This window comes from Brevibacterium linens ATCC 9172 (genome assembly GCF_900169165.1).
Taxonomy (GTDB): Bacteria; Actinomycetota; Actinomycetes; order Actinomycetales; family Brevibacteriaceae; genus Brevibacterium; species Brevibacterium linens.
This window is the reverse complement of the sequence record NZ_FXYY01000008.1, coordinates 16,309-42,540: the sequence shown is the minus strand read 5'-3', so window position 1 is coordinate 42,540 and position 26,232 is coordinate 16,309. Positions and strand designations below refer to the sequence as shown.

26 protein-coding genes are annotated in these 26,232 nt (G+C 65.4%); 12 read left to right on the top strand and 14 right to left on the bottom strand.

The genetic code is table 11. The features are described 5' to 3' along the window. Positions 1 to 7: 7 nt before the first annotated feature. Both BLIN9172_RS08190 and BLIN9172_RS08185 read right to left on the bottom strand, forming a co-directional pair. Positions 8 to 772, bottom strand: a complete 765-nt coding sequence (locus BLIN9172_RS08190) for an alpha/beta hydrolase (protein ID WP_101554622.1) — start codon at positions 770 to 772, stop codon at positions 8 to 10. Continuing rightward, a complete protein-coding gene (locus tag BLIN9172_RS08185) occupies positions 769 to 1,704 on the bottom strand; it encodes an SGNH/GDSL hydrolase family protein (RefSeq protein WP_101554621.1) in 936 nt (311 codons plus the stop codon). The genes BLIN9172_RS08190 and BLIN9172_RS08185 overlap by 4 nt, the downstream gene beginning before the upstream one ends. 287 nt (positions 1,705 to 1,991) lie before the next feature. Between BLIN9172_RS08185 and BLIN9172_RS08180 the strand changes: the two genes are divergently transcribed. Continuing rightward, positions 1,992 to 3,272, top strand: a complete 1,281-nt coding sequence (locus BLIN9172_RS08180; RefSeq protein WP_101554620.1) for an amidohydrolase — start codon at positions 1,992 to 1,994, stop codon at positions 3,270 to 3,272. Continuing rightward, the gene (locus BLIN9172_RS08175; protein WP_101554619.1) at positions 3,269 to 5,146 is read left to right on the top strand and encodes a threonine/serine exporter family protein; all 1,878 of its coding nucleotides are present in this window, start codon (positions 3,269 to 3,271) and stop codon (positions 5,144 to 5,146) included. The genes BLIN9172_RS08180 and BLIN9172_RS08175 overlap by 4 nt, the downstream gene beginning before the upstream one ends. A gap of 41 nt (positions 5,147 to 5,187) precedes the next feature. Here the strand turns inward: BLIN9172_RS08175 and BLIN9172_RS08170 are convergent, their stop codons facing one another. Further along, positions 5,188 to 5,889, bottom strand: a complete 702-nt coding sequence (locus tag BLIN9172_RS08170) for a uracil-DNA glycosylase (RefSeq protein ID WP_101554618.1) — start codon at positions 5,887 to 5,889, stop codon at positions 5,188 to 5,190. 290 nt (positions 5,890 to 6,179) lie between these two features. On the opposite strand from BLIN9172_RS08170, the gene BLIN9172_RS08165 reads away from it, so the two are divergent. From BLIN9172_RS08165 to BLIN9172_RS08140, 6 genes are all read left to right on the top strand, one after another. Next, positions 6,180 to 7,646: an aldehyde dehydrogenase family protein gene (locus BLIN9172_RS08165; RefSeq protein WP_101554617.1), complete on the top strand. Its 1,467-nt coding sequence runs from the start codon at positions 6,180 to 6,182 to the stop codon at positions 7,644 to 7,646. Between the two features lie 296 nt (positions 7,647 to 7,942). After that, positions 7,943 to 8,209 carry a DUF3263 domain-containing protein gene (locus BLIN9172_RS08160; protein WP_025780444.1) on the top strand — a complete coding sequence of 89 codons (267 nt, stop codon included), beginning with the start codon at positions 7,943 to 7,945 and terminating at the stop codon, positions 8,207 to 8,209. Between the two features lie 2 nt (positions 8,210 to 8,211). After that, a complete protein-coding gene (locus BLIN9172_RS08155; protein ID WP_101554616.1) occupies positions 8,212 to 8,775 on the top strand; it encodes a LytR C-terminal domain-containing protein in 564 nt (187 codons plus the stop codon). Between the two features lie 484 nt (positions 8,776 to 9,259). Beyond that, entirely contained in the window at positions 9,260 to 9,463 is a 204-nt protein-coding gene (locus BLIN9172_RS08150; RefSeq protein ID WP_025780447.1) for a cold-shock protein, read from the top strand. Positions 9,464 to 9,957: 494 nt separating this feature from the next. Continuing rightward, a complete protein-coding gene (gene groL / locus BLIN9172_RS08145) occupies positions 9,958 to 11,601 on the top strand; it encodes a chaperonin GroEL (protein WP_025780449.1) in 1,644 nt (547 codons plus the stop codon). Between the two features lie 202 nt (positions 11,602 to 11,803). Further along, positions 11,804 to 12,187, top strand: a complete 384-nt coding sequence (locus BLIN9172_RS08140) for a nuclear transport factor 2-like protein (RefSeq protein WP_101554615.1) — start codon at positions 11,804 to 11,806, stop codon at positions 12,185 to 12,187. An 84-nt stretch (positions 12,188 to 12,271) separates the two neighbouring features. Here the strand turns inward: BLIN9172_RS08140 and BLIN9172_RS08135 are convergent, their stop codons facing one another. Then, complete coding sequence (locus BLIN9172_RS08135) at positions 12,272 to 13,039, bottom strand: DUF1707 SHOCT-like domain-containing protein (protein ID WP_101554614.1); 768 nt, start codon at positions 13,037 to 13,039, stop codon at positions 12,272 to 12,274. Between the two features lie 76 nt (positions 13,040 to 13,115). On the opposite strand from BLIN9172_RS08135, the gene BLIN9172_RS08130 reads away from it, so the two are divergent. The 3 genes from BLIN9172_RS08130 to BLIN9172_RS08120 all read left to right on the top strand — a co-directional run bounded on the left by BLIN9172_RS08130 (position 13,116) and on the right by BLIN9172_RS08120 (position 15,120). After that, complete coding sequence (locus tag BLIN9172_RS08130) at positions 13,116 to 13,865, top strand: sulfite exporter TauE/SafE family protein (protein WP_101554613.1); 750 nt, start codon at positions 13,116 to 13,118, stop codon at positions 13,863 to 13,865. A 230-nt stretch (positions 13,866 to 14,095) separates the two neighbouring features. Then, a complete protein-coding gene (locus BLIN9172_RS08125) occupies positions 14,096 to 14,902 on the top strand; it encodes a hypothetical protein (RefSeq protein ID WP_101554612.1) in 807 nt (268 codons plus the stop codon). Beyond that, entirely contained in the window at positions 14,902 to 15,120 is a 219-nt protein-coding gene (locus tag BLIN9172_RS08120) for an RNA-binding S4 domain-containing protein (RefSeq protein ID WP_025780455.1), read from the top strand. The genes BLIN9172_RS08125 and BLIN9172_RS08120 overlap by 1 nt, the downstream gene beginning before the upstream one ends. 90 nt (positions 15,121 to 15,210) lie before the next feature. Here BLIN9172_RS08120 and pspAB read toward each other — a convergent pair whose 3' ends face one another. The 10 genes from pspAB to BLIN9172_RS08070 all read right to left on the bottom strand — a co-directional run bounded on the left by pspAB (position 15,211) and on the right by BLIN9172_RS08070 (position 24,933). Further along, entirely contained in the window at positions 15,211 to 15,810 is a 600-nt protein-coding gene (gene pspAB / locus BLIN9172_RS08115; protein ID WP_101554611.1) for a PspA-associated protein PspAB, read from the bottom strand. 47 nt (positions 15,811 to 15,857) lie between these two features. Further along, positions 15,858 to 16,769 (bottom strand): zinc metalloprotease HtpX, encoded by a 912-nt coding sequence (gene htpX / locus BLIN9172_RS08110; protein ID WP_101554610.1) that lies wholly within the window; start codon positions 16,767 to 16,769, stop codon positions 15,858 to 15,860. A gap of 79 nt (positions 16,770 to 16,848) precedes the next feature. Continuing rightward, positions 16,849 to 17,133, bottom strand: coding sequence for a PspA-associated protein PspAA (pspAA, locus tag BLIN9172_RS08105; protein ID WP_025780459.1), 285 nt, complete (start codon positions 17,131 to 17,133; stop codon positions 16,849 to 16,851). After that, positions 17,130 to 17,879: a PspA/IM30 family protein gene (locus BLIN9172_RS08100; RefSeq protein WP_101554609.1), complete on the bottom strand. Its 750-nt coding sequence runs from the start codon at positions 17,877 to 17,879 to the stop codon at positions 17,130 to 17,132. The genes pspAA and BLIN9172_RS08100 overlap by 4 nt, the downstream gene beginning before the upstream one ends. A gap of 224 nt (positions 17,880 to 18,103) precedes the next feature. Continuing rightward, positions 18,104 to 18,391: a WXG100 family type VII secretion target gene (locus BLIN9172_RS08095; RefSeq protein ID WP_035321190.1), complete on the bottom strand. Its 288-nt coding sequence runs from the start codon at positions 18,389 to 18,391 to the stop codon at positions 18,104 to 18,106. Between the two features lie 181 nt (positions 18,392 to 18,572). Then, on the bottom strand, positions 18,573 to 20,558 hold the full coding sequence (locus BLIN9172_RS18730) for a trypsin-like peptidase domain-containing protein (RefSeq protein WP_145997939.1): 1,986 nt from the start codon (positions 20,556 to 20,558) through the stop codon (positions 18,573 to 18,575). After that, positions 20,555 to 22,420, bottom strand: coding sequence for a HAMP domain-containing sensor histidine kinase (locus BLIN9172_RS18725; protein ID WP_308297950.1), 1,866 nt, complete (start codon positions 22,418 to 22,420; stop codon positions 20,555 to 20,557). The genes BLIN9172_RS18730 and BLIN9172_RS18725 overlap by 4 nt, the downstream gene beginning before the upstream one ends. A gap of 117 nt (positions 22,421 to 22,537) precedes the next feature. Further along, entirely contained in the window at positions 22,538 to 23,296 is a 759-nt protein-coding gene (locus BLIN9172_RS08080; RefSeq protein ID WP_025780466.1) for a response regulator transcription factor, read from the bottom strand. Between the two features lie 236 nt (positions 23,297 to 23,532). Beyond that, a complete protein-coding gene (locus tag BLIN9172_RS08075; protein ID WP_101554607.1) occupies positions 23,533 to 24,306 on the bottom strand; it encodes a hypothetical protein in 774 nt (257 codons plus the stop codon). Between the two features lie 15 nt (positions 24,307 to 24,321). Next, positions 24,322 to 24,933: a CGNR zinc finger domain-containing protein gene (locus tag BLIN9172_RS08070; protein ID WP_240812177.1), complete on the bottom strand. Its 612-nt coding sequence runs from the start codon at positions 24,931 to 24,933 to the stop codon at positions 24,322 to 24,324. Between the two features lie 310 nt (positions 24,934 to 25,243). Here BLIN9172_RS08070 and BLIN9172_RS08065 point away from each other — a divergent pair, with 310 nt between their 5' ends. Further along, positions 25,244 to 26,209, top strand: a complete 966-nt coding sequence (locus BLIN9172_RS08065; RefSeq protein ID WP_101554605.1) for an EamA family transporter — start codon at positions 25,244 to 25,246, stop codon at positions 26,207 to 26,209. Positions 26,210 to 26,232: the final 23 nt, after the last annotated feature.

The following is a 26,232-nucleotide window of genomic DNA, read 5'->3' as shown; positions in this document are numbered from 1 at the left end:
CCGCCCTTCAGCCGAGCAGCAGGTTCCTCACCTGTGGGAAGAACGGAGAATCGGGGTCGATGACATCGGCATGGTTCGCCCCGGCCAGCTCGGTCAGGGCGGCGGGGAAGACTCGGGAGAATTCGACGTCGACGGTGGCATCGGCATCTCCGTGGAGCGAATGCACATCGACGCGCGCCGGGATGAGAGCCGCCCGTGATCGCGGATCGTGGCGCAGATACGCCTGCCGATCATCCTCGGGGCGCGCCCCCATATAGTCCAGCACCGCACCATCCCCGAGGCCTGCCTCGACTTCCCGCAGCAGATCGGTCACCGGCGCCAGAGGGCGCAGACGGATCCGCGGTCCCTCCGCGGGCAGATGCGAGGCCCAGGCGAGGACGAGGCAGCCACCGGCCGAATGCCCCGAGACGATCAGATTCTGCCGTGCCTGTTCGCTGACGCCCCAGCGCGGCAGTTCGGCACACACCGAATCGATGCCCGCGGTGACATCGTCGAGCAGGAGCGGCTGACCGCCGAGCCGTCGATACTCGACGGAGGCGACGAGCACCCCGGACTCGGCCAACGCCCGAGCAAACGGCCGGGCGTGGGCCAGGTCGGTGCGGGGCCGGAAGTAGCCTCCGTGGACGAAGATCACCGTCGCCGAGGCGGCCGCCGGGTCACCGAAGACCTCGACGAACTGCTCGGGGAAGTCCCCGTAGACGTGGCGGAAGGACGGCACCTGGGCGGTCCCGACGGCTGAGAGTTCGGGAATGCGCACGGACTCGACGCTCATCGGTCGGAATCCCGAGGTGCGTTCACCCCACCGGTGCCGCTCTCGTCGGGGCGAGTTCCGCCTGAGTCGGTCAGATCGGCCCCGCCCGACCGGCCGGCCGCGTCGTTCTTCTGGGCACGGTCGACCTCGCGCGAGCGTTCGACGAGGTCACGGACGCGGGTGAGTTCGGGCAGCTTCGGATCGAGGGTGTCACCGGAGGATTGTCCACGCAGTCGGCGACCGACCCATGGGGCCAGGTACTCACGGGCCCACCGCGACTCCTCGCTCATCACCTCGCGGATCGCCCGCGTCGGACGAGCGGGAACGCCGAAGCCCTTGACCGGCAGGGAGCGGCCGCTCTCCAGGGTGGCCAGAGCCTGCTCGGCGACGAGGTGGTGGCCCTTCGTCGACAGGTGGATGCGGTCATCGGCCCACATCTGCGCGGCATAGAGCGACCGCAGCCCCCACAGATCGACCATATGGCAGCCGTGCCGCTGCGCGATCGACCACAGATGAGCATTGTAGATTCCCACTCGAGGTCGCACGGCACGGATGAGCGGGGTGCTGAACTCGGTGTCGAAGCCATTGCACATGAGCACTTCGATGCCGGCCTCACGCATGGCGATCACAGCACGTTCGAACTTCGCGGCCAGGGCATCGATATCGGCCTTCGGGCGCAGGCAGTCGTTGCCGCCGGCGCACAGGCTCACGAGGTCCGGCTTCATCTCGAGAACCTGCGGCACCTGGTCATCGACGATGCGGTCGAGCAGCCGACCTCGGATGGCCAGATTGGCGTAGGACAGGTCCGGGCTGCCCACTGCGGACTCGGTGAGCATGAGCGCGAGGCGGTCGGTCCACCCGCGGTACCGGTCCTCGGCCCGTGGGTCGGGATCCATCAGACCCTCACTGAACGAGTCTCCGATTGCGACGTATGAGGTGATCGGCTCAAGCATCAGGGATCCTTCTCTCTTCGGACGATGCATCCAGACTATACGCCGCGCCGGACACGTCCTACCCCACGGTAGCCCTCAGAACTACCTGACGGCGGCCCAGCAACCTCGCGCGAGGTTGCTGGGCCGCCGTCAGGTAGCAAATGGGGAGGGAAGAGGGTGAGAACTCGCCCTGCCGGAAGCGTCCCGCCAACGCGGCGAACGGCCCCCAGGTCACCGTGTCCGAACGTCGAGTGGCGTAGACTCGAGACCGCACAGACGTCGTCGCCGACCCCCTCGCTAGGAGCAGAATGTATCGCTCAGTCCCGGTCCCCGCAGCCACAGATTTCGTCATCACGAACGCGCGGATCGTGCCCGTGGCCGATGCGTCCGGCAACCGCGCCGAGGCGATCGGATCGGGCACGCTCACGGTCAGGGACGGCCGCATCACCGAGGTGGCTGCCGGCCCCGTCGACACCTCTTCCCTCCCAGCGGACACCGAGGTCATCGATGCCGGCGGACGCTGGGTCCTGCCCGGTTTCATCGAAGCTCACGGCCACCTCGGCGTGCATGAGGACGGTGAGGGCTGGTCCGGTGACGATACGAACGAGATGACCGATCCCAACGGGGCGGGCCTGCGCGCGCTCGACAGCATCGATCCCACCGACCTCGGATTCAAGGATGCGCTGCGCGGCGGCGTCACCTCGGCGCTCATCAAACCCGGTTCCGGCAATCCCATCGGCGGTCGCACCGCCTTCCTCAAGACCTGGGGTCGCATCGTCGACGAAATGCTCGTGACGCAGGACCTGTCCGTGAAATCCGCGCTCGGCGAGAACCCGAAACGCGTGTACGGGGAGAAGAAGGTCACCCCGTCGACGAGGATGGGCACCGTCAAGATCATCCGCGACGCCTTCGTCGAGGCGCGGAACTACCAGTCCAAACGCGCCCAGGCGGAAGCCGAGGGCACCCCGTTCGACCGTGACCTGGTCAAGGAGACCCTCGCCGACGTCCTCGACGGCAAGCTCGCGTTCGACCAGCACTGCCACCGGGCCGACGACATCGCCACCGCCATCCGCCTGTCCGAGGAATTCGGGTACCGCCTGGTCATCAACCACGGGACCGAAGGCCACAAGATCGCCGACTTCATCGCCGCCAAGGGCATCGACGTCATCCTCGGACCTCTGATGACCTCCCGGTCGAAGGTCGAACTGCGCGACCGCACCCTGGCCACCGCCGCTTCCCTCGCCGAGGCGGGAGTGCGCATCGCGCTGACCACCGACCATCCGGTCATCCCGATCAACTTCCTCATCCACGAAGCCTCCCTGGCCGTGAAGGAGGGCCTCGACCCGGTCGTCGCGATCGAAGCGCTGACGATCAACCCCGCCGCGATCTTCGGCCTCGACGACCGCCTCGGCTCCCTGGCCGTGGGCCGCGACGCCGATATCGTCATCTGGTCGGGCGATCCGCTCGATCTGAACTCCCGCGCCGAGACCGTCTTCGTCTCCGGTCGTCGCGTCTTCGACTATGACGCCGCCTCGGGAACCGCGCACGTCGCCGACCCGCTCGGCCCGACACTCATCAGCGAGCCGTGAGCGACAGAGAACTCGAAGACGCCACCACCGCCGAGGTTCGGGTCGATCCGCCGACCGAACCCGGTCCTGTCCGCGGCTCATCCCCGGCGCCGGTCTCCGGCGGCAACCCGGAGGCCGGATCCCAGGCCCTGCGGGAGCTGCTCGAGCGCACCCGTCTGCAGCGTCTGGCCGAGCTGCGGGAGTCCTCACCGGAACCCCAGCCCGACGACGTCGCGAAGGCCGCGGCAGCGAAGGCGGCGAAGCCCGAACGCAGCGGCGGACGGTCGAAGGGCCGCACCGACCACCGCGGGGCGTCTCAGCGCATCGCCCAGAGAGTCGCCCGGCGCACCGTCGGCAAACTCGTCTCGGGCACGACGGAGAACACGCAGCCGGTGCCCATCGTCACCGCGCTCAAAGGCACCCCCTACCAGGCGCCCGTGCAGGCGCAGGAGCCGAGCGAAGACGAAGCCCGGATGATCCTCGACCTCGCCGCCGATATCGCGGCGATGATGATGCGTGCCGGTGCCGGCACCAGCGATGTCGAGGTCTCCGTCATCGCCGCCTGCACCGCGTGCGGTCTGGCCACCGTCGAGATCGATCTGACCTCGAACACTCTCGTCGTGCACTATTCGACCTCGGACGGACGTCTGCTGACGGTGATGCGGGTCAACCGCGGTGAGTCCACGCATTTCGCGAAGCTCGCCTCAGTGCACAAGCTCGTCACCGACCTCGTCGACGGGCGTCTGGAATTCCATGAGGCACGCAGTCGCCTCGACGCGATACGCACGCAGCGGCGGCCGTTTCCCGAATGGTTCACCACCGGTGCCTGGGGCTTGATGGTCGGTGCCCTCGTCCTGCTGCTCGGGGGAGGGGCGGTCGCGGTGCCCCTGGGCATCACGATGGCCATCGTCGTGTTCCAGTTCGGCAAGCTGATCGGGCGCACCCACCTGCCGTCGTTCTTCATCACGGCGCTGCAGGCCGCCTCGGCGACGCTCATCGCCACCATCGCCGGAGATCTGGGGATCATCAACTCCCCGCAGTACCTCGTGGCCGCCGGCATCGTCCTGCTCCTGCCGACCCAATCGCTGTATTCGGCGGTCCAGGATGCGCTGACGAACTTCCCGCTGACCGCGGCCGGTCGAGTGGTCGGAGTGTTCATGACCCTGGCCGGCATCGTCTCCGGAATCGCGTTGGGCATCGTGTGCGGTCAGGCCATCGGGCTCAGCCATATCGAGGTGCTCGTGCCCAAGGCGAGTCCGCACGTGGTCACGGCGATCCTGTCGATGGTTGCGGCGGCCGTGGTGGCGATGTCCGGTGCCGTGGCGATGTCGGCCAGGCGCCGGTTCATCCTTCCTGCCGCGCTGGTCGGACTCGCTTCGCACATCACGATGATGTCGCTGACCCTGCTGCACATCGACAATGTGCTCGCCAGTCTTCTCGCCGCGACCGTCACCGGGTTCCTCTCCCGGCCCTTGGCCCTGCGGCTGGGAGCACCGGCAATCGTGCTCATGCTTCCGGGCATCTATACCCTGCTGCAGGGGCTGTCGATCTTCACCGCCGTCTATCAGATCGCGTCGGAGTCGGAGAACGTCTCCTTCGCTGTGGGGCTGTCCTCGCTGTTCACCGCGATCCTGGCGAATGCGGCTCTCGCAGTCGGGGCTGTGCTCGGCAGCTATCTGGCGCTGCCCCTGAAGAACCTCAAGAGCCGGAGTTCGGCCGAGGAGAAGGTCGAGGAGGTGCGCAGCGGCGAACCCACGACCGCAGTCATCGACTCGGTGCAGCCCGGAGGAACGAAGACCCAGTCGAGCGGACCCGGAGGAACGAAGACCCAAACGGGTGAGCCCGGAGGTTCGGGAACATCGGAGGCGCCCGAGACCGGCCCGATTCAGATCTGATTCGGACTCGGGCCTGACGCGGACTCAGCCCTGATCCGGACTCACCCCTGATCCGGCAGCGCCCAATCGATCGGGTCGATGCCCTTCTGAGCGAGCAGCTCGTTCGTGCGCGAGAATGGATGGGAGCCGAAGAATCCTCGGCGGGCCGACAGGGGCGAGGGATGTGCGGATTCGATGATGGCCACCTCGGCGGTTCCTGAGGTCAGCAGGGGAGCGAGGTTCCTGGCATCGCGGCCCCAGAGGATGGCGACGAGCGGCTGATCGCGTTCGATCAGCGCTGTGATCGCCCGTTCCGTGATCTCCTCCCACCCCTTGCCGCGGTGGGATGCGGGTTCGCCGGGGGAGACGGTGAGGGCGCGGTTGAGCAGCATGACTCCCTGGCGTGACCAGGCACGCAGATCTCCGTGCGGAGCCGGCGAAATGCCGAGGTCGGACTCGAGCTCCTGATAGATGTTGCCCAGCGACCGCGGCAGGGGTCGCACATCGGGGTCGACGGCGAACGACAGTCCGATGGCGTGGCCGGGCGTCGGGTAAGGATCCTGACCGACGATGAGGACCTTGACCTCGGACAGCGGCTCGGCGAAGGAGCGGAAGACGAAATCCCCGGAGGGCAGGTAGGAGCGGCCGGCAGCGATCTCGCCGCGAAGGAAGTCGCCCATCGAGTGGATCCGCTCCTCCACTCCGGCCAGGGCACTCGCCCAATCGGGGGACATGATCTCGGTCAGCAGAGGCGTCGACGTCATGGGCACGAGTGTAGCGATGCCCGGCCGCAGGAGTCGCGCTGGGACGACGGAGCCGCCTCGGGGAGGTCGACGACATCGGCAGCGCCGCCTCGGGGAGGCCGATGGCAACCGTCAGCGCCGCCTCCGCGAGGCCGACGACAACGTCAGCGCTGCCTCGGCCCAGGCACTGCGCGCATGTGCACCGAGCGCAGATCGGGTGTGCGCGATCGCCTATCGAACGGGTGTATTGCCGCCCAGTGCCACGCGTTATGCTCGGCCTAAGGAGTTCATCGTTGAACGAAAGGACCGAAATGTCGGAATTCCCAGAGGCCAAGAACTGGAAGATGCTCATCGGCGGTCAGTGGGTCGACGCCGCTGACGGCGACACCACCGATCTCATCACCCCGATCGACCGCAACGTCGTCATCGCCACGGTGCCCAACGGCAAAGAGGCCGACGCCGACCGCGCCGTCCAGGCCGCACGGAAGGCGTTCCCCGAGTGGGCGGCCCTGCCGTTCAAGGAACGCCAGAAGAAGCTTCTCGCCTGCGCCGATGCTCTCGACGCCGCCTCGGAGGAGCTCGCCCAGCTGACCGCTCTCGACACCGGCAACGCGATCCGCACCCAGGCTCGCCCGGAGACGATCATCCTGGCCGACCTGTTCCGCTACATGGGCGGCGTCGCCGGTGAGGTCAAGGGCAACACCCTGCCCGCCGGAGACAAGCAGCTCCAGTACACCAAGCGCGTGCCGCTGGGCGTCGTCGCCGGCATTCTGCCGTGGAACTCGCCGCTGATGATCGCCGCCTTCAAGACACCGGCCGCGATCGCCGCGGGCAACACGATCGTCCTCAAATGCGCCGAGGATGCGCCGCTGACCATCCTCAAGATGGCCGAGATCATCGCCGACATCCTGCCTGCTGGCGTGCTCAACGTCGTCACCGGCAAGGGGTCGGTCATCGGTGAGGCTCTCAACGTCCACCCGGACGTCGACAAGGTCTCATTCACCGGATCGACGAGCGTCGGCCGACACGTCGCCGAGGTGGCCGGCGGCCGTCTCGCGCATTCGTCGATGGAGCTCGGCGGCAAGTCCCCGAACATCATCTTCCCGGACTCGAACGACGACGACACCCTCGAGCAGGTGCTGCTCTCGACCCGCTTCGCCCGCCAGGGGCAGTCGTGCACGATGGGTTCGCGCCTGTTCCTCCACGAGGACATCTACGATGACTTCCTGGCCAAGCTCGTCGACGCGGTGTCGAAGATGAAGGTCGGTGACCCCCGCGATGAGTACACCGACATCGGCTGCATCATCAATGAGAAGCAGTACGACCAGGTCGCCGGCTACATCGAGATGGGCAAGTCGATGGACGGCGTCGAGATCGCCTATGACGGCTCCGATTCGCTGGAAGTCGGCGAGCCCGGCTTCTACCACGCACCGGTGATCTTCTCGAAGGCGAAGAACGACTGGCAGACCAGCCGCGAAGAGATCTTCGGCCCCGTCCTCTCGGTCATCCCGTGGAAGGACATCGACGAGGTCATCGACATGGCCAACGACTCCGACTTCGGTCTCGCGGCCTTCGTCTTCACCAAGGACGTCGACGCGGCCCTGACCATGGCCAACCGGATCGAATCCGGCTGGGTCCAGGTCAACCAGGGCGGCGGTCAGCTGGCCGGACAGTCCTACGGCGGCATGAAGACCTCCGGTTTCGGACGCGAGGCTTCGCTGGAAGGCATGCTCGAGGGCTTCACCCAGATCAAGCAGGTCAACATCCGCATCCGCTGATCCGATTCCGCCGAGGCGGCCCCGCACTCTCGGTCGGATGTGGGGTCGGTCCGATCCTCGAGATCGGGTCACTCGATCCGCCGAGGCGGCCCCGCCTCGGCGGAGGTCGTTCCCTTCACCCCGTCGTCACGGTCACCGATCCGGTGTCATGCGGCGGGGTGATGCGGTTGGTGCGGGGCTGACGTGGGCCGTTCGGGGACCGACCTCACATCCGCGGCGGCGCGCCGGAAATTTCGGTACCGTCGTTCGGGCGATAATATAGAAGCACAGACACCTCTCGAAGGAGCACAACATCTATGCCGCCGAATGACGACACCTCAGAACTGAGCGAGCTCGAGGTGGCCGTTTTGGAATTCGAGCGGCGGTGGTGGAAATACGGTGGAGCCAAGGATCACGCGATCCGTGAGCGCTTCGACATGTCCGCCACCAGCTACTTCCAGATACTGAACTCGCTTCTCGACAACCCTGCAGCACTGGCCAGCGACCCCATGCTGGTCAAGCGCCTTCGCCGAATCCGCAGCACGCGGCAGAGCGAACGCGCCCAAGCCCGCGTCTCGAGGTAGACATGACCGACGAATTCGACGAGATCGAGCCCGGCCGGCGCAGCGGTGCCCATCGACAGGAATCCGCGGCGTCGTCGAACGTCGGTGCCATCTCGCTGGTCATCATCCTCGCCCTGGTCGCGGTCCTGCTGGTCGTGGCCGCCATCAACATCATCTTCTCCTCGATGGGCAACCCCGAATCGAAGATCGCCGATCCTCCGGCGTCCGAATCGGCATCGGCCGAACCCTCACCGAGTGAGAGCGAGGTCAGCGTCGCAGACGACTCGATCACCGTCGACGTCCTCAACGGCTCCGGCGTCTCCGGCGCCGCGAAGAAGTTCTCCGAGGCGGTCGAAGAGAAAGGCTGGACGCTCGGCGAGGTCGGAAACTACTCGACCGCACTCACCGTTTCGACCGTGTACTACAACGGCGAGGAGAACGCCTCGCAGGCCAAGCTCGTCGCCGAATCGTTGGGAGTCTCGGCCACGGAGGCCTCGTCCGACTTCGAAGCCGATATCACCGTCGTCATCTGCTCGGACATCGCCGATCGCGGACCCGAGCCCAGCGCAGGCGGGGACTCGGAGTGATCCGAAGCGATTCGGCCGCGCGGCAATGTGACTGCGTCGGCCGGATCGGTTCGGCCTCGACCGATGTGGCTGCGAGCCCGTCATGAGTCGGCAGGACGCCTCGGTTGCGGTCGGGGCGGGGCGGTCGGCCGCCTCGGTTGCGGTCGGGGATGGGACGGTCGGCCACCTCGGCGAATTTCTGACCGAACGGTCTGATTCCATTCTTAGCGATCCCCGCAGTGAACAGGACAGAAACCCTTAGATAACGAATCTATAACAGTGCTGAACCGCTCGAGGTGGGATGCGCGCCTGCGGTAGAGTTGCAACAGCTAGGCAAGCACAGCACCTTGTGTTCTATTCGTGCTTCACCGAGATAATTCTCTAGAGGTCAATGAGAGAAGTCGCGGGGTCAGTTGAGTTTTACTAGCTTCCGTATCTCAGGTGTGGTCATCTGATAGCGGCTGCGATGCGGGATTTCAATGGCACTGCACTGTATGGAGAAGTAATGGCACAAGGTACCGTCAAGTGGTTCAACGCTGAAAAGGGCTACGGATTCATCACCCTCGAAGGCGACAACCAGGACGTGTTCGTTCACTGGAGCGCAATCCAGATGGACGGCTACCGCTCTCTCGAAGAGGGCCAGCAGGTTCAGTTCGAAGTGGGAGAAGGACAAAAGGGTCCTCAGGCGGAGTCCGTCACCCTCCTCTGAGACTGGCTGCTGTCAGCACAGTTTTCTGATCCGCTGCGGCGGGTGGTCGGAACGGCCTTCGGGCCAACCGGCACCAACTGCACGGGGGAAGCGCCGAGCAGGCAACTGTTCGGCGCTTTTCAGTGCCCGCGGCTTCGAAATTCATATGCGCCGCTCAAGGTCACCTCGTATGAATCTTGAAGCCGTTCATGCGAACTGCTCGGGGCTGCAGGGCGTTTCGCGCTGGGCCGAAATGACCTCTGCGCCTTCCTCCGGCGCCCAGAACTCGTGGCTCGCACCCCCCGCGTGCCCGTCATGGCAGGCAATGAATATTTGCACTCGCATGGGGAGAGTGCTAAATCTAGTACTGGTGAAAACCGATGGGTTCCCACCAGTCGTCTCGAGAGCGTGGTCCATATGTGGAATGGAACATGCGGACACACTCTCTGCCGTCGCGGGCGTTGATGACTGCTCTGGATTCCCACTCCACTCCATCAGGGAGGATCTAAGCCACTATGGCAAAGATGATTGCATTCGACGAAGAAGCTCGTCGAGGACTCGAAGCTGGCCTCAACCAGCTTGCGGACGCGGTCAAGGTGACCCTTGGACCCCGCGGTCGCAATGTCGTGCTCGAAAAGCAGTGGGGCGCACCGACCATCACCAACGATGGTGTCTCCATTGCCAAGGAGATCGAACTCGAGGACCCCTACGAGAAGATCGGCGCCGAGCTCGTCAAGGAAGTTGCCAAGAAGACCGACGACGTCGCAGGCGACGGAACCACCACCGCTACCGTGCTCGCACAGGCTCTCGTCCGCGAAGGCCTGCGCAACGTGGCAGCCGGTGCTGATCCGCTCAGCCTCAAGCGCGGCATCGAGAAGGCCGTTGAGGCCGTCACGAATGTCCTGCTGAACAACGCCATCGACATCGAGACCAAGGAACAGATCGCCGCCACCGCAGGCATCTCCGCCGGAGATCCCGCCATCGGTGAACTGATCGCCGAGGCCATCGACAAGGTCGGCAAGGAAGGCGTCGTCACCGTCGAGGAGTCCAACACCTTCGGACTCGAACTCGAACTGACCGAGGGTATGCGCTTCGACAAGGGCTACATCTCCGGTTACTTCGTCACCGACACCGATCGCCAGGAAGCTGTCCTTGAGGATCCCTACATCCTCATCGTCAACTCCAAGATCTCGAACGTGAAGGACCTGCTGCCCGTCCTCGAGAAGGTTCAGCAGTCCAACAAGCCGCTGTTCATCATCGCCGAAGACGTCGAGGGCGAAGCCCTGGCCGTCCTGGTGCTGAACAAGCTCAAGGGCACCTTCAAGTCCGTGGCCGTCAAGGCTCCGGGCTTCGGTGACCGTCGCAAGGCTCAGCTCGCCGACATCGCCATCCTCACCGGTGGCCAGGTCGTGTCCGAGGAAGTCGGGCTCAAGCTCGACAGCGTGACCACCGACCTGCTGGGCACCGCCCGCAAGGTCGTCATCACCAAGGACGAGACCACCATCGTCGAGGGCGCAGGAGACGCCGAGGAGATCGCCGGACGGGTCGCTCAGATCCGCGCCGAGATCGAGAACTCGGACTCCGACTACGACCGTGAGAAACTGCAGGAACGTCTGGCCAAGCTGGCCGGCGGTGTTGCAGTGATCAAGGCCGGAGCCGCCACCGAGGTTGAGCTCAAGGAAACCAAGCACCGCATCGAAGATGCCGTGCGCAACGCCAAGGCTGCTGTGGAAGAGGGAATCGTCGCCGGTGGCGGCGTCTCGCTCATCCAGGCGGGCAAGGCCGCATTCGCGGACCTCGCACTCTCCGGAGACGAGGCCACCGGTGCCAACATCGTCAAGGTTGCCATCGAAGCCCCGCTGAAGCAGATCGCCACGAACGCCGGCCTCGAAGCCGGTGTGGTTGCCGACAAGGTCGCGAACCTCGAAGCCGGATTCGGTCTCAACGCCGCAACTGGTGACTACGAGGATCTGCTGGCCGCCGGCATCAACGACCCGGTCAAGGTGACCCGCTCTGCCCTGCAGAACGCCGCCTCGATCGCCGGTCTGTTCCTCACCACCGAGTCGGTCGTCGCCGACAAGCCCGAAAAGGCCCCCGCAGGTGCAGACGCAGCTGCCGGCATGGACGGCATGGGTGGAATGGGCGGCATGGGCTTCTGATAGCCACCGCTCGTTCGATCGGCCGTGCCGGTGCCCGCAAGGGCGCCGGCACGGCCGTTTTCGCGCCCGGGCTCCCGGGTCCCGGCCCCACGGTCAGATCGTTCAGGCGGACGTGTCCGCCCGTCGTGAGTCGGCGACCATCTTCGCCGAGGCGGCCCGCCGACCCGTTGTTCTGGATCCTCCACCCGCATAGGCTGGGCCTATGACCTTCACCGGCACCGATGCCTGCGGAAACAGTCCGAAGAATGTCTTCGTCGCAACGTTCGAAGACGATCTCTTCAACGGCGACCGAGACGCGCTGACCGAGGCGATAGCCGACGACTGCGTCCTCCAGATCGTCCACCCCTCCGACGTCGAGACCCACACGGGCCGGGAAGCCGTCGTCGAGGCACTGCTGCAGCTGTGCGCGCATTCGCCCGAGGTCGGTCACCTCGAAGCGGCGATCACTCACGGCAAGGCCGCTGCGGCGTGGGGATACTGGCAGGCCGAGGCGGACGGCGACGACCTGAAGCACTTCTCCCACACCATGTGGTTCACCACGCACAAGGCGCAGGCGTTCGGCCAGATGAGGATCTTCCAGGCCTGAGCCGGAACTGGACAGGTCGGGAATGAGCTATAACCGAACCAACCTGAGCCAATTCAGAACGGAACCGACCGTGGACGTCAGCGCTCAGTCCCAGGGGTTGTCGCGGTGATGACGGCGCTGCCCCCGGCCCTGGTCCCTCTCATCGCGGCGGGAATTCTGCCCGGGAGAGTACGGCGGGTGGGACGGATGCGGCGGCTGCAAGCCCGTACCGAAGTCGGCTTCATAATCTCGTTCGGGAGGCTCGCCGTCGTCGAGCTGTCGTTGGGCCTCGGCATCGCCGAGGTGCGCCCGGGCCCGACGCGTGAGCTCCTTCTTCCGATTGCGGATGATCTCGTCCTTGTGCGCGATGCGCCCCAACCCGCCGAACAGCATGGGCACGATGACGAAGATCGGCCAGAAGAAGATGAACTCGCCTCGTGCGATCGACGTGATCGCCCAGATCGCCAGCACGATCCCGACCGGACCCGCGACGGCACCGAGCAGTGACTGGCGCACCCGATCCCGGTAGTACTTCTGCGCCGCAGCATCGATCTGCTCCGGCGTGATCGGCACCCGATCTTCCGCGAGGCGGGCCAACGCCTGTGCGCGCCCCGCATCATCGAGCTGGCTGGGTTCGGTCTCTGCAGGATCAGTGAGGACGAGGTCCTCGATCAGTACTGGGACTTCACCGAGCGTTTTGATCTTCGCGGCAGCCTCGGTGCGTTCGTCGAACTCGTCGGCGTCGAGCTGGCCGCGGGCATAGGCTTCGGAGAGGACATCACTGACGACCGCGCGATCGGCATCCGATGCCCGGACCTGCCCATACGATCGCGGATCTGCGCTGAACCTCGACCAGAGGTCACTGGCGTTCATGGTGAATACTCTAACCCCGCGGTCAGCGGTGAGACTGAGGATCAGCCGGGAATCGGGCTGGACTAGACTCGACCGCGTGGAACCCGTCGTCGTGCTCATCTTCTTCGCCGTGTTCCTCGGCGCATTGTCCCAACGCGTCACCGGGATGGGATTCGGCCTCGTCAGCGGTCCCTTCCTCGTGCTCCTCCTCGATCCGTTCAGCGGCGTCATCCTCGTCAACATCTGCGGAATCGTCGCCTCATTCTCCGTCTTCGTCCGCACCTTCGCCGAGGTGGAATGGCCGCCGTTCCGACATCTTGCCTTGGGCGCGGTGATCGGCACCGTCCCCGGCGCGCTTCTCTCGTCGTCGATGCCCACCCCACCGCTGCAGATCCTCATCGGCGCACTCATCATCGTCTCCCTCATCAGCTCGCTGACCTTGGGAAAGCTGGGCCGATCAATCCCCGCGAACCTCGGCACACGGATGACGGCGGGGCTCTTCTCCGGGGCGATGTCGGCGGCAGCCGGCGCCGGGGGACCGGCGGTGAGCGCCTACGCTGTGCTGACGAATTGGGAACAGCGGTCGTTCGCGGCCACTCTGCAGCCCTTCCTCGTCGTCGGGACCGCCTCGGCGGTGGTGACGAAGGTGATCGTCCACGGAGGGGCCTGGCCGCATCTGGAGTTCGGAGTCTGGATCGGGCTCGGTCTCGTCCTCGTGGCAGGCCTTGTCGGCGGTGATCGGCTGGCCCGTCACATCGACGTGGGCATCGCGCGGATCGGGATGCTCGTCCTCGCCTTCGGCGGCGGAATCGCGGCCTTGGTCAAGGGCCTCCTGGCGCTCGTCTGAGGCGATCGCGCACGGGGGCGAGCGACGGTGCCGCATGACAGGCGCTCACCGGATGCTGAGCGCCTGCGACTGCGCCGTCGTCGATGGCCTGGGATTGAGCTGTCATCGATGGCCTGCGACTGCGTCGCCGATCGCCTGGAACTGAGCAGATGTGGGGCACAGGTTCAGACGCCTGTCAGTTTCATCGGGCATACTGTTCGAGGACAAAGCTAGCCTGGGAGGCATGGATCGTGACTGAAGTATTTCTGTTGCTGCTCGTAGTTCTCGGGGCCGTCTTCTTTATCGGCCACCGCAAGGAGAAGAAGCGGCAGCAGGAATTGCACGCCGCCGAACTTCAGCAGGTGAAGAAGACCGCTGAAGAGGACGTCACCTCATACGGCGAAGAAGTCGCCGAACTCGACGTCATCACCGCGGGAGTCGACCTCGATACGGGCGGAGCGCAGGACTACAAGCAGGCGCTCGACTCGTACGACGTCGCCAAGGAGACGATCGAGAAGGTCTCCGAACCCGCTGACATCCGCCACGTCACCGAGGCGCTCGAAGACGGCCGTTACGCCGCCAAGTGCGTTCGCGCCCGGGTCGAAGGCAAACCCCTGCCGGTGCGTCGTCCGCCCTGCTTCTTCAACCCCCAGCACGGACCCTCGGTCGAAGACATCGACTGGGCTCCGGCCGGCGGTCAGCTGCGCCCCGTGCCCGTATGCGCCGCCGACGCCGAACGCGTCGCTGTCGGCGCCGATCCGCTGGTGCGCAAGGTCGTGACCGGAGACGGACACACCCGTCGCGCCTACTGGGAGGCCGGACCGGCCTACGCCGAATACAACCGCGGCTACTTCAACTCCTATGCCGGTTCGGGCCTGCTGCCCGGCGTCCTCATGGGTGCCATGATGTTCGGCGGAATGGGCGGCGGCTGGGACGGTGCCTACGGAGGCGACATGGGCGACGCCGGTGGAGACATCGGCGGCGGTGATGGCGGCGGCTTCTTCGGAGGCGACGGCGGTGACGGCGGCTTGTTCGACGGATTCGGAGACATCTTCTGATGGACACGATCGAGATCCGCGGCGAGTCGATCAGACTCGGCCAGCTGCTCAAACTCCACGGAATCGCCGAACACGGCGCCATGGCCAAGGACATGATCGCCGACGGCGAGGTCAGCGTCAACGGCGAGGTCGAGACCCGCCGTGGTGCCACGATCCGTCCCGGCGACCGCATCGAAGCCCTCGGCGAAGTCATCGAGGTGGCCGCCGAAGAAGGCTGACAGTCTCAGATACGAGTGGAGGGCGTCCCCGCGGGGACGCCCTCCACTCGTCTGTCTGGGCTGACATTTCTGCCGCCACGACTGACATGCCTACTGCAGCGCGGGAGCACCCGGGGTGTCGGTCATGCCCGGGGCGTCCCACAGCGCCGACCAGTTCGACGTGTCCTCCTCGAACGGCAGCTCGCCGGAGAGAACGCCCTTGACCTGGATCTCCAGGGGGTTGTCCCGCTGCTTCGGTCCTGACTGCACGAACGGGTAGAAGGTGCCGCGCTTGTACTGATAGACCAACGCCATCCGACGCCCATCGGGATGGACGAAGTACACGGTCGTGCACAGCAGCATCGTGTCGAAACCCTGATTGACCAGCGCAGAGTTCACGGCGTGGATGTTCGTGACGAGGTTGACCACCTCGGCATTCCCATCGGCCACGACCTGCCAGGTGAACCCGAAGCCGTCGTTCTCCTGCCGCACCGAGGCAGCCGGGTCGGAACCGATGAGGGCGACGCTTTCGGACTCGGCGGACTGGAACGCGGCACCCTCGACCTGGCGGAACGCGACGGCTCCGACGCCCGTGGGAGTGAAGCCGGTCGCCGCCTGCAGCGTCAGCGCCGCCGGCGCCAGGGCGAAGAGGTCGTCGAGGTTGGCCCGTTTCGGCTTGGACCGGCCGAGCAGTGCGTCGAAGAATCCCATGGAGCTCCTAATTCGGTGGTGCGCAGTTCAAAGGGTGCGGTGGGTGCTCACTCTGGCCGGGAGAGCTGAGCGGAGATCTTCGCCAGCTGATCCAGGCGCTTCTCGAGCGAGGGGTGGGTGGAGAAGAGCTGGCCGAATGCGGCCTTTCCGCTGATGGCGGGGATGAGAGCCAGGTGATTCGCCGAGGCGGACGACCGCAGGTCCTTCTCCGGGATCTTGGCCATGTCCCCGCTCAGCTTCGTCAGCGCCGAGGCCAGGGTCGACGGTGCGCCGGTGAGGATGGCTGCGGCACGGTCGGCGGCCAGTTCACGATATCGCGACAGCGCGCGGATGAGGACGAACGAGAGCCCGTAGACGACGGCTCCGACGAGGATGAACAGCAGCTGGATCGGAATGCCGTTGTTATTGTTGTTCGACCGTCCGAAGCTCATGTAGTACCCGGCGCGCATCATCAGCGCGGCGACGACTCCAGTGACGCCGGCGACGGTCATCACGGTCACGTCCCGGTGGGCAACGTGGGAGAGCTCGTGGGCGAGGACGACCTCGACCTCATCGCGGTCGAGCTTCTCGAGCAGACCACGGGTCACGCACACCACCGAGCGCTCGGGGGAACGACCGGTGGCGAAGGCATTGGGGATCGGAGAATTCGAGACGGCCACGCGGGGTTTCGGCGCATCGGCCAGCTGGCAGAGCCGGTCGACGATCGTATGCAGCTCCGGAGCCTCCTCGGGGGAGACCTCCCGGCCGCCCATCGCACGCATGGCGATCTTGTCGGAGAAGTACCACTGGAAGAAGAACGCGCCGGCGCTGATGAGGACGGCGACGATGACTCCGCCGACGCTCTGCCCGATGGTCCACCAGATCGCGAGGATGAGCACGACATAGATGAGGCCGTTGAGGAAGATCGTCCATCCCATCCGCATGGTCAGTCCGTTGTCTTTGACGAAGCGATTCTTCATCGTGGTTCCTCTCTGGCAGTGGCAGAACCGGCCCACTGTCGAAGACAATGGGCCGGGTGCATTTCGGTACTCTGTGGTTTCAGGCCGGGTCGGGGATGAAACCCTCGCCGGTGAGCAGTTCGGCGATCTCGGCCAGGGTGGCGTCGGCGAACGGAATGACGACATCGGAGGACCCGAGGTAGTCATCGGCGACCGGCTGGCCGTTGGCCGTGACGTAGTCGTGCAGGGACGTCAGCGCGGTCCGCACTGCTTCCTCGTCTCCGGCATTGACGGCGTCTTCGACCTGGTTGTCATATTTCTGCAGCAGGTCCTGGTCGACGTCGGCGACGTCGAACTGACCTTCGCCCATGATGCGGATGATCACTGCTGATCCTCACCTTCGAGCGACTTCTGGTCCTTCGCCTCGGAGCCGGCAGGCAGCGACTCGCGCATCCGCTGGAGTTCCATCTCGACATCATTTTCGCTGGAGAGGGAGTCGAGCTGGGCGGTGATGTCGTCCTTCTGGGTTCCCGTCACATCGTCGAGGGCTCCTGAGGCGAGAAGCTCGTCGACGGCCCCGGCGCGCGCCTGCAGATTCGCAGTCTTGTCCTCAGCGCGCTGGACGGCGAGTCCGACGTCGCCGAGCTCTTCCGAGATGCCCGAGAACGCCTCGCCGATCTTGGACTGTGCATCGGCGGCGTTGTACGTGGCCTTCAGCGTCTCCTTCTTCGTCCGGAAGGCGTCGACCTTGGCCTGCAGGCGCTGCGAGGCGAGGGTGAGCTTCTGCTCCTCACCCTGCAGTCCTTCGTGCTGGGTCTGCAGGTCGGTGATCTGCTGGGTCAGCCCGGACTTGCGGGTCAGAGCCTCACGGGCGAGATCCTCACGACCGATCTGCATGGCCTTCTCGGCCTGACCGGAGAGCTTGTTCTGCTGCTGTTCGAGCTGGTTCATCTGCAGCTCGAGGCGCTTGCGGCTGGTGGCGACATCGGCAACACCACGACGGACCTTCTGCAGCAGCTCCAACTGCTTCTGGTACGAATAGTCAAGGGTTTCGTTGGGGTTCTCGGCCTTGTCCAGAGCTTTGTTGGCCTTGGCACCGAAGATCGTCGCGATCCGTTGGAAGATACTCATCCGTAGTCGACTCCTGCATTGGTTTGACCCGACGCTGCCAACCCGATTCACCCCGGTCCGGAGATTCTTGGCCAACACCGCCGCGAACTATCGTTCTCAAGTCTACTGAGAAAGGCTGATAGTTTGCCAGACGCCGACTACGAGAACAGACAGATCCCGGCCGCGGCATCTCGGGGGATACGCGACCGGGGCCTGTGACCCTTGGCGGATGGGACTCGATCGGATCAGGGGGCGAAGAGCCGCGAGTTCGCCGCCTCGACTTCGGAGTACTGCCGGGCGGCCGTGTGGAGTGCACCATGGACGGAGTTGAGCGATTCCATGAGCTGCTTCTGCGCGCGCTCCCACTGGTTGACCACGGCTTGGAAGTTCTGTGCCGCGCTGCCGCGCCAGCATTCCTGGAGGGCGAGCAGATTGCGCATCATCGTGTCGGATTCGGACACGAGATTGCGGGAGGTGTTCGCAGCGGCGGTGGCGGCGGACTGGACGCGTTCGGCGTCGACTTCGAAACTCATCATCACTCCTCTTGGTCAGGATCGACCCGCCACGGTCGGGCGAGACCACTTCAGCGTCGACGCCCGTGGCCGAAGAGCGGAAGGGCACGGAAAGAGGGTGTGGACAGCGTTCGGCTGTCCACACCCTCCAGGCGGCTCAGTCGCGGCAGTGTCCCCAGGTTCTGACGCGTGAGTCGCGGAGCTACTGCAGCACGAGCGTGACGTCGAGCTTCTGTTCCTTCCCTCCGCGGACAACGGTGACCTCGACCGGAGTGTTCACCGGCTGCGCGCGGACGAGGGCGCGCAGGGCGATGGCGTTGTTGACCTTGGTTCCGGCCACCTCGATGATGTCGTCTCCGTCTTTGATTCCGGCCTTGGCAGCGGGGGATCCGCTGGCCACGGACTGCACCTTGGCGCTGCCGCGGCTGATCCCGCCGCTGTTGATGTGCCCGTCGGTGAGGGTGATGCCGAGGAACGGATGCTGGGCCTTGCCGGAGGAGATGAGCTGATCGGCGATCATCACGGCCTGGTTCGCGGGGATCGCGAACCCGATGCCGATCGATCCGGACTGTCCTCCCTCGCCCTGACTCAGCGAAGCCGCCGCCGAGTTCACGCCGATGAACTCGCCATCGCCGTTGACCAGCGGTCCACCCGAGTTGCCGGGGTTGATCGCCGCATCCGTCTGGATAGCATTCGTGATCGTCAGCTCCTTCTCCTGCGAGGACGCATCCTCACCGATGTTCTCCGTCGACACCGGACGGTCGAGCGCGGAGACGATGCCGGTGGTGACGGTGTTGGCCAGACCCAGGGGATTGCCCAGGGCCATCACCGGGTCGCCTACGGTCAGCTTCTTCGAATCACCGATGACCAGCGGTTTCACACCGTCCGGGACCTGCTCGAGCTTGATGATGGCGATATCGGTCGACGGATCACGGCCGACGATCTTCGCCTCCGTCGTCTCACCGTTCTTCATGGTCACGGCGATCTCGCCGTCGGGGGTGTCCGCCGGTGCGACGACGTGGTTGTTCGTGATGACGTGGCCCTGATCGTCGTACAGTGCACCCGAGCCGAGCCCCTGGACCTGACCCCGAGTGCCGACCTGGATCGACATCACGCTCTCCGAGGTCTTCTCGGCGACCTGCGTCCAGTCCGGGGTCTCGATCGTCTCCTCGGCGACCTTGCGCGGCTCATCTTCCTGCAGCGACGAGAGCGCATAGTTCCCGCCGAACGCGAGAGCCCCACCGAGGAGGGCGGCCACCAGGCCGATCGCGATCGTCGCACCCCAACCGGGTCCCTTCTTCTCTCGCCGTGGCGGCTGCTGAGCTCCGTACGGACCGAACCCGTCCGGTCCGCCCTGCCTGCCAGGTCCGACCGGCCCACCGGGTCCGATCGGCCCACCGGGTCCTGCCGGTCCTCCCGGTCCGGGCGGTGAACCGACGGCCGCGAATTCCGAAGAATAGGGTCCCGGCACGGGCACCGCGGTAGAGGAGTTGGAACCGGTCGGCTGGCCCGGAGTGTTCTGCTGGCCTGGACCGTTCTGCTGCCCCAGATACGACTGGGACTCGTCCTGCTGAGGCTGACCGTACGCGGGGTGGTGCTGAGGCTGAATCGGCTGGACATTCTGCCGACCCGGCTGCGACTGGTCGCCGGAATTGCCCTGCGCGCTCTGAGGCCCTTGGTAACCCGGCTGACCTGTCTGCTGTTGGCTGCCCGGCTGATACGGAGAGAACTGCTGTCCGTTCGGTGGATACGGCGACGCCTGCTGGGGCCGTCCCTGCTGACCCATCTGGCCCGTCTGCCCCGGCTGACCGGTTGGCTGGCCGGGCTGTTGCCCGCCGGCCTGCCCGGCCTGCTGCCTACCGGGCTGGTAGGGGGAGGACGGCTGGGAGGGGGAGCCTCCTCGGTGAGGGGAACCGTCCACAGGGTTCTGTGCCTGAGTCGGCGGCACATCCGGGCGCCTTTGCGGGGGTGCGACCGGTGGACTGACCCGGGCAGGGCCGTTGGACTGGGAGGGGAAGGTGCGCGGAACCTCGGCACCGGACCCGCGGTAGCCCCCGGCCGATGGGCTGCGACGCCCCTCGGCGGCGGAACCGCTGTGCTGATTCGCCGACGGGCGCGGAGTCTGATCGTCCGATCGGGCGCTGCGGGACACCTCATTCGGATCCTGGGAGTCGTTGTTCTCGTTCATCGCTCATCCTTTCGCGTGTCCGCAGTGGTGTCGCCGTTGTCGGAGATGGGCAGGTCGATGCGGAACGTCGCACCGCCGCCCGGAGTTTCGTGGACGGAGATCGCACCATGGTGGTTCTCCACGATCGCCTTGACGATCGACAGCCCGAGCCCCGAACCGCCGGTGTCCCTGGTCCGGGACACATCGAGACGGTAGAAGCGCTCGAAGATGCGCGGAACCACCTCGGGGTCGATGCCGTCGCCATGATCCCTGACCTCGAAGCGGACCCGGCCGTTGGGGAATCCGCGCAGCGACTCATCGACCGTGATCGATCCGGCGGCGGTGACGTCGGGGACGATGTTGGCCGCCTCGGAGCCCTCGGCCCGATCCTTCGACTGCTGGTCGGGTTCCGGACCGGTCGGCAGGTCCGTCTGCGCAGTGCCCTGTGGGTCTGTCTGTTCCCCGGGCTGAGGTCCGGTCGGCGGGGTGGGCTGGGTGTCGGCTTGATCGTTTCCGGCAGAGTCGCCTCGGCGGAATATCCGGACTCCACCGGTGACGAACCCGCGCTCACGCAGTTTGTCCTTCGCGCCGTTCTTCCCACCGTTTCGACCGTTGTGACCGCGAGTGCCGCCCTCACGGATCTCGCCGGTGTCCGCAGAGTCCGGGTCGACCTGTTCGGGGAGGCCGACGACGCCGACGGCGAATTCGATTGCGGTGTGCTCGGGCGTATGGCGAACGGCATTGCCGGCGAGGTTGACGATGACCTGGCGGATCTTCGACTCGGAACCGCGGATCATCGGCACCGGCTGAGCATCCTCACCATCGAGTCCGATGAAGCTGATATCGCGGTCCGGGGCCTGTGCCGCGGCATCGGCGGCGGCATCGCGGACGACCTTGTGGAGGTCGATCGGACCGATCTCGGCGGCACGCTGCTCGTCGAGGCGGGCGAGGACGACGAGATCGTCGACGAGGACGCCCATGCGCTTGGCCTCGGACTCCATCCGCTCCATCGCGTTGGCGATGTCATCGGACTTCGTGATCGCACCCTGCCGGTACAGCTCCGCATATCCGCGGATCGTGACCAGGGGAGTACGCAGCTCGTGGGAGGCATCGGAGACGAACTGGCGGATGCGCTTTTCCGACCGGGTCTGCCCGTCGAAGGAGTCCTCGATGCGTCCGAGCATCGTATTCAGCGCCGCCGACAGACGCCCGAGCTCCGTGTTGCGCGGATAGCTTGGCACACGTTGGGACAGGTCGCCGGCGGCGATGCGGGATGCGGTCTTCTCGATATCGCGCAGCGGTCGGAACGTGTTGTTGATCGCCCAATAGCCGACTCCGGCGACCATCGCCAGGGCCAGCAGGCCGATGCCGATCATCGTGTTCCGTGCCCGTTCGTTGATGTTGTCGACCTCGCGGTCGAAGGGCACCGCGATGGACACGAGCACGTCGGTGTTCTTCACTTTCATCGCCCGCGCCCGCCACTGCGAACTCGTTCCGGCGACGGTGAAGGGCTCGCCGCCGCGGGAATAGACTTCCTTCTCATCGATCTTCGGCAGGATCGGATGGTTCTGCGGCTCCGGAGCGACGGGGTCGCGGATCGGGTCCCCGTTCGTGTCGTAGAACTGCACATAGAACCCTCCCGGCAGCAGGCTCTTGAGCTGATCCCAGGAATTCGAATCGATCGTCGTCGACGACGGCGCCTCCTCGGCGTCATCGTCCCCGGACTGGAGTTCGGCCGGTTGGAACACGTCTTGGTAGGCCTGCTTCGCCAGGGTCTCCGAGGCGCTGATGAGTCGCTCATCGGTGCGCTGGACGAGGCTGTCGCGCAGGTTCTCCAATACCCACGCGCTCGTCCCCGTGAGCACGAGCAGCATGAGCAGCATCATGATGGCCAGCAGCTTGGTGGTCAGAGACCATTCTTCCCAGAAGCCGGGACGGGAGGGACGGGAGGGACGGGATTCTATCGGCACGTATGTAATCTATCGCCCTTGCACGGACGACTACTTGGATTCCGGTGTGCGCAGCATGTAGCCGACCCCGCGCTTGGTCTGGATCATCGGCGTCCACTCCATCTCGACGGGGTGGCCGGCGGCATCCGTCTCCGGGGTGACGTCGATCTTGCGGCGCAGGTAGGAGATATAGGACTCGACGATTCCGGTGTCACCGCCGAAGTCGTACTCCCACACATGGTCGAGGATCTGCGACTTCGACAGGACGCGGTTCGTGTTGAGCATGAGGTAGCGCAGCAGCTTGAATTCGGTGGGGGAGAGGTCGATGAGGATGCCGGAGCGGCGGACCTCATGGGTGTCGTCGTCGAGTTCGAGGTCGCCCGCCACGATGACGGCGTTCTCTTCGTCCTCGAGATTGCGGGTGCGGCGGAGGACGGCGCGGATGCGGGCGACGACCTCTTCGAGGCTGAAGGGCTTCGTCACGTAGTCGTCGCCGCCGACGGTCAGTCCCGTGATCTTGTCCGAGGTGTCATCACGGGCGGTGAGGAATACGACGGGGGCGTTCATGCCGATCTGGCGCAGACGGCGGGTGACGGTGAAGCCGTCCATGTCCGGGAGCATGACGTCGAGGACGAGGAGGTCGATGTCGGTCTGCTCGGCCAGGCGCAGCGCCTCGGCCCCGTTGGCAGCGGAGACGACGTCGAAGCCGGCGAAGCGGAGACTGGTGGACAGGAGTTCGCGGATATTGGGCTCATCATCGACAACGAGCAGGGTGGCTTCGATGTCGATGTCGTTCTGTGCTGTAGTCATGAATCCAGTCTGAGACCCTTTTCTGGGAGTCAGCTGAAGATTAGCTGAATGCGAATGTGATTTGCGTCACTGAAAAACTATCAGGAAAGTCGTTTTGGACTCCGGGTCGGGCTGTCGTTCTCAGGAACGAAAACCTGATTTCAGTGAAATATGCGGCTGCGATCAGTTTGTGTTCAGAAATACTCGCCGAGGCGGGTGTGGGTGTTGGCGAGTTCTGTTCGGGCGGTGGGATCAGCTCAGCGCGGTCGCGGCGGGCGAGAGCCGGGAGGCATCGGGTAGATGGTGCGTGGTTGAGGTGCCGGATTCTCCCGGATCTCGCGGGGCGGACGGATATCGAAGAGCTGTTGGGTGACGGCGAAACGTTGGACTCTTTCGGGGCGATGCCGGTCATAGACCACCTGGCCGACGGTTCCCCGCAGCGACGGGCTCTGCTGAACGAGGTGACGGACCCACCGCTCCCGCCCCTTGTCGTCGACGAAATGGACAACGGTCAGGCTCGGGCCTCTCGTATGTGCTGCGGACCAGTCGCCGATGACGCGGCCTTCGGCCAAACCGATGTGTGGATACGGGGGACGGCTGAGAATTGGATAGCGGGCCTTGCGGAAGGCGAGCAGGGAAACGGCGATGAGTCCGACGCCGGCGGCTATCGAAATCACCCACCAGATCGGCGCTGCACCGGTCATAGCAGGGAGGAAGCCGAGGCCGAGTCCTCCGCCGACTCCGAATGCCGCCAATTGATATCGGAAGAATCGAGACAGGCTGCCGCCGGTGCGGATGCGGCCGAGTGCTGCACGCACGAGCAGAAAGCTGACGGCGACAGAGATTATGGCTACGACGATGGCGAGGGTGCCGAAGAGAAGTTTCTGGCTGAGCGGATCCGCGGGGCCGGGGCGGAAGGTGAGCACCGAAGCGGCGAAGCCCGACGTGAGTGTGGCCGACATGGTGATGATGCCGGCAAGGCCGGCGGCGAGCTTGCGTCCGGCGGTGATGCGCAAGGGTTGAAGTGACATGGGCGGCTCCTCGGGTCAGTTGTGGGAGTCGGCGTCGGAGTGGCGGGCGCGGAAGGCCGCGACGTGAGTGCGGGTGGCGCAGCTGCCGGTATCGCAGAAGCGCTTCGAGCGATTGCGGCTGAAGTCAGCGAGGTAGGCGCGGCAGTCCTCGGCGGCGCAGCGACCCAGTCGGTCGAGGTCTCCGGAGCGGATGAGGTCGATGAGGACCAGGGCGACATCGGCGGCAACTCGGTCGGCCAGGCTGGCGTGAGCGCCGGTGGCGTGCAGGTGCCAGTCCCAGTGGTCGTGTTTGACCAGTTGCGGCACAGACCCCGAGTCACTCAGTGTGAGATTGATCTCATCGACGACGGCGATCGTGCCCGCTTCGAACTCGTCGGCGGTCTCGGCATCGATGCTCGCATCCAGGGCTGCGGCGAATCTGCGGCGCAGTTCGAGGGTCTCATCGACATCGCTTTTGGTGGCGGTCAAGGGGCCGGAGAAGTCGTGCCGGGCCGCGAACTCGCGGAGTTTCGCGGTCGTCGTCAGCTCGTCGCCGCCATCGGTGATGTCGCCGGAGGTGTTGAGGAGGTCGACGAGCATCGTGAGGTTCGCGCGAATGTCGTAGATGAAGGCCATGGTGAATACCATTCTGCCACAGCATGTAAGGACCAAAATGCACTTGACCCATTTCAGTTCCCAGGTCGATACTGAAATCGGACATCTCGCAGGGCATGCCGAGGCGCTGCTCGACCCGACGATGTGCAGACCCGGCAGAACGACGAATCGGTCACGCCGATGTCGACGTCGGGCCACCTCGGTGAGGGGATCTGACCATCGTCGGGTCGCCTCGGCGAGGGAATGATCCGTCACCGCACCATCGACTCAACACCGCACCACCACCTCGGGGACGTCTGTCCTCGTGCGCCACTCACCGTTTCACCACATCAGGAGGTCAAGAATGAATCGCACCATCGTCGCAGGGTTCCTGCTCACTCTTGCCTCCGCATTCTTCTTCGCGGTGTCGGGGCCGATCGCGAAGACGATGTACCAGGTCGGGTGGACGCCGGGCGCGGTGGTGCTCATCCGCCTGGCCGGATCCGCGGTCCTGCTGCTCATCCCCACCCTCATTGCCCTGCGCGGACGCTGGGGCGAAGTGCTCACGCACTGGCGCACCGTTGTCACCTACGGCCTGGTCTCGATGGCCGGCGTTCAGGGGTTCTACTTCGTCGCCGTCGAACACCTCACCGTGGCCGTGGCGCTGCTGCTGGAGATGACTGCGCCGATGCTCATCGTCTTCTGGATCTGGGCGCGGACACGGACGCGGCCGGCGACGGTGACGTTCATCGGGGTCGTCGTCTCGATGATCGGGCTCCTGCTCGTGCTCAACCTGCGCGGATCGTCGATCAGCATTCTCGGCGTGGTCATGGCCATGGCCGCAGCGGTCTGCCTGGCCAGCTACTTCCTCGTCTCGGCGAAGGACACGATCACGATCCCTCCGGTCGCGCTGACCGGTCTGGGCATGGGCATCGGGGCGCTGGCGATGTCGGTCATCGTGCTCGTCGGGGTCATGCCGTGGAACGCTGTGACTGCGGACGTCGACTTCGGTGGGGTGCCGATGTCGTGGGTCGTGCCGATGGCGATGATCGTCGTCTTCACCGTCGGCGCGTACATCACCGGGATCCTCGGTCTGCGCTATGTCGGGGCGACGGTCGGATCGTTCGTCAACCTCGTTGAGGTCCCGTTCTCCGTCATCGTCGCCTGGCTGGTCCTCTTCGAGATGCCTGCCCCGATCCAGCTCTTTGGCGGAGTCTTCATCCTCGGCGGCGTCGGCTTCATCAAGTGGGGCGAATCCCGCCTCGCCCACCGCGTCGCCCGCCGCGAGGTCGTCGTCACCTCCGACGCAGACACCCTCATTACTACCTGACGGGGGCCCAGCAACCTCGCGCC

Coding starts and splice junctions, on each gene's coding strand:
- BLIN9172_RS08075 (WP_101554607.1), bottom strand. CDS start 24,306: ATGTCACTTCAACCCTTGCGCATCACCGCCGGACGCAAGCTCGCCGCC.
- groL (WP_025780449.1), top strand. CDS start 9,958: ATGGCAAAGATGATTGCATTCGACGAAGAAGCTCGTCGAGGACTCGAA.
- BLIN9172_RS08095 (WP_035321190.1), bottom strand. CDS start 18,391: ATGAGTTTCGAAGTCGACGCCGAACGCGTCCAGTCCGCCGCCACCGCC.
- BLIN9172_RS08190 (WP_101554622.1), bottom strand. CDS start 772: ATGAGCGTCGAGTCCGTGCGCATTCCCGAACTCTCAGCCGTCGGGACC.
- BLIN9172_RS08100 (WP_101554609.1), bottom strand. CDS start 17,879: ATGAGTATCTTCCAACGGATCGCGACGATCTTCGGTGCCAAGGCCAAC.
- BLIN9172_RS08140 (WP_101554615.1), top strand. CDS start 11,804: ATGACCTTCACCGGCACCGATGCCTGCGGAAACAGTCCGAAGAATGTC.
- BLIN9172_RS08180 (WP_101554620.1), top strand. CDS start 1,992: ATGTATCGCTCAGTCCCGGTCCCCGCAGCCACAGATTTCGTCATCACG.
- BLIN9172_RS08155 (WP_101554616.1), top strand. CDS start 8,212: ATGACCGACGAATTCGACGAGATCGAGCCCGGCCGGCGCAGCGGTGCC.
- BLIN9172_RS08150 (WP_025780447.1), top strand. CDS start 9,260: ATGGCACAAGGTACCGTCAAGTGGTTCAACGCTGAAAAGGGCTACGGA.
- BLIN9172_RS08080 (WP_025780466.1), bottom strand. CDS start 23,296: ATGACTACAGCACAGAACGACATCGACATCGAAGCCACCCTGCTCGTT.
- BLIN9172_RS08135 (WP_101554614.1), bottom strand. CDS start 13,039: ATGAACGCCAGTGACCTCTGGTCGAGGTTCAGCGCAGATCCGCGATCG.
- BLIN9172_RS08170 (WP_101554618.1), bottom strand. CDS start 5,889: ATGACGTCGACGCCTCTGCTGACCGAGATCATGTCCCCCGATTGGGCG.
- BLIN9172_RS08165 (WP_101554617.1), top strand. CDS start 6,180: ATGTCGGAATTCCCAGAGGCCAAGAACTGGAAGATGCTCATCGGCGGT.
- BLIN9172_RS18730 (WP_145997939.1), bottom strand. CDS start 20,558: ATGAACGAGAACAACGACTCCCAGGATCCGAATGAGGTGTCCCGCAGC.
- BLIN9172_RS08185 (WP_101554621.1), bottom strand. CDS start 1,704: ATGCTTGAGCCGATCACCTCATACGTCGCAATCGGAGACTCGTTCAGT.
- BLIN9172_RS18725 (WP_308297950.1), bottom strand. CDS start 22,420: ATGCTGCTCATGCTGCTCGTGCTCACGGGGACGAGCGCGTGGGTATTG.
- BLIN9172_RS08070 (WP_240812177.1), bottom strand. CDS start 24,933: ATGGTATTCACCATGGCCTTCATCTACGACATTCGCGCGAACCTCACG.
- BLIN9172_RS08120 (WP_025780455.1), top strand. CDS start 14,902: ATGGACACGATCGAGATCCGCGGCGAGTCGATCAGACTCGGCCAGCTG.
- htpX (WP_101554610.1), bottom strand. CDS start 16,769: ATGAAGAATCGCTTCGTCAAAGACAACGGACTGACCATGCGGATGGGA.
- BLIN9172_RS08065 (WP_101554605.1), top strand. CDS start 25,244: ATGAATCGCACCATCGTCGCAGGGTTCCTGCTCACTCTTGCCTCCGCA.
- pspAB (WP_101554611.1), bottom strand. CDS start 15,810: ATGGGATTCTTCGACGCACTGCTCGGCCGGTCCAAGCCGAAACGGGCC.
- BLIN9172_RS08160 (WP_025780444.1), top strand. CDS start 7,943: ATGCCGCCGAATGACGACACCTCAGAACTGAGCGAGCTCGAGGTGGCC.